This window comes from Gemmatimonadales bacterium (assembly GCA_030697825.1).
Classification (GTDB): domain Bacteria; phylum Gemmatimonadota; class Gemmatimonadetes; order Gemmatimonadales; family JACORV01; genus JACORV01.
Window position 1 is genome coordinate 1 of sequence record JAUYOW010000300.1, and the last position, 4,522, is coordinate 4,522.

Annotated in this window: 7 protein-coding genes; 3 read left to right on the forward strand and 4 right to left on the reverse strand. The window is 70.4% G+C overall.

The genetic code is table 11. The annotated features are described in order from the left end of the window. Positions 1-1,547 (reverse strand): protein kinase (locus Q8Q85_14755; protein MDP3775517.1); only part of this gene is annotated, 1,547 nt, incomplete at its 3' end. A gap of 104 nt (positions 1,548-1,651) precedes the next feature. Between Q8Q85_14755 and Q8Q85_14760 the strand changes: the two genes are divergently transcribed. The 3 genes from Q8Q85_14760 to Q8Q85_14770 are packed head-to-tail and all read left to right on the forward strand — an operon-like array spanning position 1,652 to position 3,254. Further along, on the forward strand, positions 1,652-2,485 hold the full coding sequence (locus tag Q8Q85_14760; GenBank protein ID MDP3775518.1) for a tetratricopeptide repeat protein: 834 nt from the start codon (positions 1,652-1,654) through the stop codon (positions 2,483-2,485). A 51-nt stretch (positions 2,486-2,536) separates the two neighbouring features. Further along, positions 2,537-2,863: a hypothetical protein gene (locus Q8Q85_14765; GenBank protein MDP3775519.1), complete on the forward strand. Its 327-nt coding sequence runs from the start codon at positions 2,537-2,539 to the stop codon at positions 2,861-2,863. After that, the gene (locus Q8Q85_14770) at positions 2,847-3,254 is read left to right on the forward strand and encodes a PIN domain-containing protein (GenBank protein ID MDP3775520.1); all 408 of its coding nucleotides are present in this window, start codon (positions 2,847-2,849) and stop codon (positions 3,252-3,254) included. Before Q8Q85_14765 ends, Q8Q85_14770 begins: the two co-directional genes overlap by 17 nt. Before the next feature lie 69 nt (positions 3,255-3,323). Here Q8Q85_14770 and Q8Q85_14775 read toward each other — a convergent pair whose 3' ends face one another. The 3 genes from Q8Q85_14775 to Q8Q85_14785 form a co-directional block, all read right to left on the reverse strand. Continuing rightward, positions 3,324-3,719 (reverse strand): type II toxin-antitoxin system VapC family toxin, encoded by a 396-nt coding sequence (locus tag Q8Q85_14775; protein ID MDP3775521.1) that lies wholly within the window; start codon positions 3,717-3,719, stop codon positions 3,324-3,326. After that, complete coding sequence (locus Q8Q85_14780; GenBank protein MDP3775522.1) at positions 3,716-3,976, reverse strand: hypothetical protein; 261 nt, start codon at positions 3,974-3,976, stop codon at positions 3,716-3,718. The genes Q8Q85_14775 and Q8Q85_14780 overlap by 4 nt, the downstream gene beginning before the upstream one ends. A 107-nt stretch (positions 3,977-4,083) precedes the next feature. Beyond that, a partial coding sequence (locus Q8Q85_14785) for a 2,3-bisphosphoglycerate-dependent phosphoglycerate mutase (GenBank protein MDP3775523.1) occupies positions 4,084-4,522 on the reverse strand: 439 nt, incomplete at its 5' end.

Sequence of the window (4,522 nt, forward strand, 5' to 3'; positions counted from 1 at the left end):
CGGCTCGCCATGGTCACGGCGGCCAGCCGGTCCGTAGAGCCGGTGGTGATCGCGAACAACACGGCCTTCCCGCCCGGCAGGAACTCCGGCCACCGGTACGATTCCCGGGAGGCGGAATCAGGAGCCGCGACCGGTACCGGCAGCCCGCCGGCGGCGGGGACACGCATCAGGCCGCGGCCGTCGGCGAACACGATCGTGTCGCCGTCGCCCCAGCTCGCGCCCCAGAAGCTGCCGTCGGTGTCGCAGATCGGCAGGGCGGGACCGCCGGCGAGCGCCACCTTCAGCAGCCGGCTGCCCGAGTTGAAGCCGACCCACCTTCCATCCGGCGAGAAGAACGGATTCGTGCCGCCCGTCGTGCCGGGGATCGGCACCGGCTCGACCCGGTCCATGCTCCGCGAGAAGAGCTGGTCGCCCGAGCCCGGGTTGCCCACGAAGACGATCCAGGAGCCGTCGGGCGATAGCGCGAGCACCTGCGCCGTGAGTCCGGTGGTGACCTCGGGGGCGAGCTTGACCGCGAACCGGCCGATCGGCGGCGGGGCCGCCGAGGGGCGGAGCAGCTCGCGCGCCAGCAAGCCCAGGGCGCCGAGCAGCAGCACCCACGGGGCCGCGGCCATCGCGTGGCGCAATGCGGCGCGGCGCGGCGCCGGCGCGGCTGCAGCGGGCGCGGCAGCGGCGGTCCGCACGACCGACGCGCCAGCCGGAAGCGTCAGCTCCGGTTTGGCGAGCGCCTCGGCGAACTGCGCGGCGGAGCCGAACCGGTCCGCCGGCAGCTTCTCGAGCGCCCTCAGCACCGTCGCCTCGACGTGCGGCGGGATCGTATGGCGCTGCAGCGTCAGCGAGCGCGGCTCCTCCGTCATCACCCGCGCGATGATCGCCTGCGCCGTCGGGCCGGTGAACGGCGGCTCTCCCGTCAGCATCTCGTAAAGCACACAGCCCAGGGCGTAGACGTCGGCCTTGGGCGTGATCTCGCGCTCCCCCATCGCCTGCTCGGGCGCCATGTAGTGCGGCGTGCCGAGGCTCATCCCCGTCTCGGTCATCCTGGTGCCGCCGCCGGCGCTGCTCACGGCCAGCGCAATGCCGAAGTCGGCGACCAGCGCCGAGCCGTCGTGCAGCAGGATGTTCTCGGGCTTGATGTCGCGGTGCACCACGCCGTGGCGATGGGCGTAGTCCAGCGCGCTCGCGACCTCCGCCGCGATGCGCACCGCGTCGTCCACCGGCAGCTGCTTCTCCTTGATGAGCCGGTCGCGCAGCGACTCACCTTCCACGTAGGGCATGACGTAGTAGACGATGCCCTCGGCCTCGCCCGAGTCGTGGAGCGGCAGGATGTGCGGGTGCTGGAGGTTGGCGGTGGTCTGGATCTCCTTGAGGAACCGCTCGCCGCCCAGGATGGCGGCCAGCTCCGGGCGCAGGACCTTGAGCGCGACCTTGCGGTTGTGCCGCACGTCGTGCGCCAGGTAGACGGTCGCCATGCCGCCGGCGCCGAGCTCGCGCTCGATGGCGTAGCGCCCTTCCAGCGTGGCGCCGAGGCGGGTGATGGCGTCGCTCATCTCAATGTCCAGGACGGAGTGCAGACCAAGATACGGACGGGCGCGACGCCCGGCCAGCGGCGTCACGCTCTTGCCAACGGCGCGCCGGCAGCCATCTATGTGGCGTGCACGGCTACACCGTCCAGGACGTCGCCCGGCTCCTCGGCCTCACGCCTGCGCAGATCCGTTCGTGGACCCGCGCCGGGTTCCTCACGCCCGCGCGCGGCCCGCGCGGCGAGCCGCGGTTCTCGTTCCAGGACCTCGTGCTGTTACGGGCGGCCAAGGGCCTGATGGCCGCACGCATCCCATCCGCGTCCATCCGCCGATCCCTGAAAAGCCTGAAGCAGCAGCTGCCGCGCGGCCGCGCGCTCAGCGAGCTGCGCATCACCGCCGAGGGAGATCGGATCGTGGCGCGCGACGGGGGTGTCGCGTGGAACCCCGACTCCGGGCAGCTGGTGCTCGACTTCACCACCTCGCAGCTGGCGCAGCGGGCGGCGCCGATGGCGCGGCGGCAGGCGGCGCTGGCGCGGCAGGCGGACACCGCGCTCGACGCCGAGGGATGGTTCGCATTGGGACTGGAGCTGGAGATCAGCTCACCGGATGAAGCGCGCGACGCCTATCGCCGGGCGCTGGAGTTGGACCCCCATCACGCCGACGCGCACGTGAACCTCGGCCGGCTACTGCAGGAAGCGGGGCGCATCGGCGACGCGGAAGGGCACTATCACGCCGCGCTCGCCGCGAACGCCGAGCACGCGACGGCGTGGTACAACCTCGGCACGGTGCTGGAGGACGAGAAGCAGCTCAAGGAGGCGATCGGCGCGTACGAGCAGGCGATCCGGGCGGACCCGAAACTCGCGGACGCCTACTTCAATCTGTCGCGGCTGTACGAGAAGGCGGGCAAGCGGGCGGCGGCGCTGCGTGCCCTGTCCAGGTATCGGGTGCTCACCGAGCGGGGTTGACGCGGGGCGTGCGTACTAGTACCCTGTACTAGTACTTTGATGGGAGATACTATGAAGCGGAAGCTCCCCAAGCCCAAGCTGGTGCGCGAGCCGGTGATGGTGTATCTGGACGCGCCTGACCGCGATCTGCTGGCGCAAATGGTGGACCGGACGGGGCTTCCCAAGACCGAGCTGTTCCGTCGTGGCCTGCGCCGCCTGGCGGACGAGACGCTCACGGAGAAGAAGCCGGGGTGGTCGCTGGAGTACCTGATCGCCAACGCCGACGTGGACGACGGGTTCCCGCCGGACGTCGCCGAGCGCCACGACTACTACCTGGCTGGCGGTTACGAGGAGTTTCTCCGGCGCAAGCGCAAGAAGAAGCGTGCGCGCGCTGGTTGACACCAGCGCCCTCGTCGCGCTGATCCGGTCCGCCGATCAATACCACGCGCAGGCCGTTGCCACCGCTCGCCGCTACGTAGCCTCCGGGGGCCGGTACCTCGGCACCACGCTCGTGCTCGGCGAGCTGCACTCGCATCTGCTCTACGGCCGCGGGCCTGAGGAGGCGCGCGCCGCGCTGGCCAACCTGCTCGATGATCCGGCGCACGAGTGGGTTGCTGTGCCGGTGGAACTGGTTCGCAACGCCGTCAAAGGCTGGCTCGCGCGATTCCGGGACCAGGGGTTCTCGCTGGTGGACGCGGTGAGCTTCGAGGTGATGCGGCGGGAGACGATCACCCACGCCGGCGGGTTCGACCGCCACTTCGAGGTGGCGGGGTTCAAGCTGTTGCGCTAAGGGCGCGGGGCGGCTGCCCGGGCGGACGCGGGCCACGCCCCGTCGAAGGTGACCCGGGTGAGGGACGGGTCAGGACGCTCGGCTCACGCCGGGGAAACCATCGAATCCGGTGTCGAAGCTCAGGATGCTGGTGATATTGTGCCGCTCCATCACCGCGAGGTGCAAGGCATCGCGCGCGGACAGTCGCTCCCAGCCCTGCACGATGGTCTTCGCCTGCTCGACCTCGGCGAGGGTGACGGGGAGAACTTCGTCCACTACGCCGAGCACCGCGTCGAAGGCGGGCTGGATGGCGTCGCGACGCTTGATGGCCACGTAGCGGTGGAGAATCTCCTGGAGGACCTCGGCGTCGGTGACCAGGCGCTCGCCGCCGGCGATGCAGCGTTCGAGGAGGCGCTGCGCGTCGCTCTTGTGCGGGTGCGGCGCCCCGACGAGGTACATCGGGATGTTGGAGTCGACGAAGATCACGACGGCGACGGGCCGCCGAAGTATCCCGACTCGATCTGCGCGAGCATCGTGTCGATGTCGGCGGTAGGGAGGTCGTGGCGAGCCGCGGCGCGGACGGCCGCCAGCTTGCGGTCCGCGTCGCGCTCCGGCTCCTGGCGCCGAGCGGAGCGCAGGGCCTGGCGGACCCATTCGGCGACGGTCATCCGTTGCCGGCGGGCCGTCTGCCGGAGTTCCTTGAACTCCTTCTCGTCGAGGAGGACCTGGAGGCGTTTACTCATATGATGAGTATGACCTACTCATCACGATGGATCAAGTGCACGCAGCGCTCGCGCACCAAGAGCTGAGTCCGCTCCCCAATCTCGAACGCGGGCCTAGAGCGGCTCGATCAAGCCCTGGCCCTGCCCTGGTTAGCCACGGCCTCGGCCGCGCGCCGCACGGCTTCGGGGTCGCCCAGGTAGTAGTGGCGCACCGGAGCGAGATCGCCATCCAGCTCGTAGACCAGCGGGATCCCGGTCGGGATGTTGAGCCCGACGATCTCCCTCTCAGAGACCCCATCCAGGTGCTTCACCAGCGCGCGGAGGCTGTTGCCGTGCGCCGCGATGAGGACGCGCTTGCCGGCGCGGATGCTGGGCGCGATGATCTCGTGCCAGTTCGGTAGGAAGCTCTCCTCGGTGTCCTTCAACGATTCCGCGCGCGGCAGCTCGTTAGCCGGCAGTCTCGCGTATCGCGCGTCGTGCCGGGGATGTCGCTCATCGTCGAGCTCGAGCGGCGGCGGCGGCTCGTCGTAGCTCCGGCGCCACCGGTGCACCTGTGCCTCGCCGTAC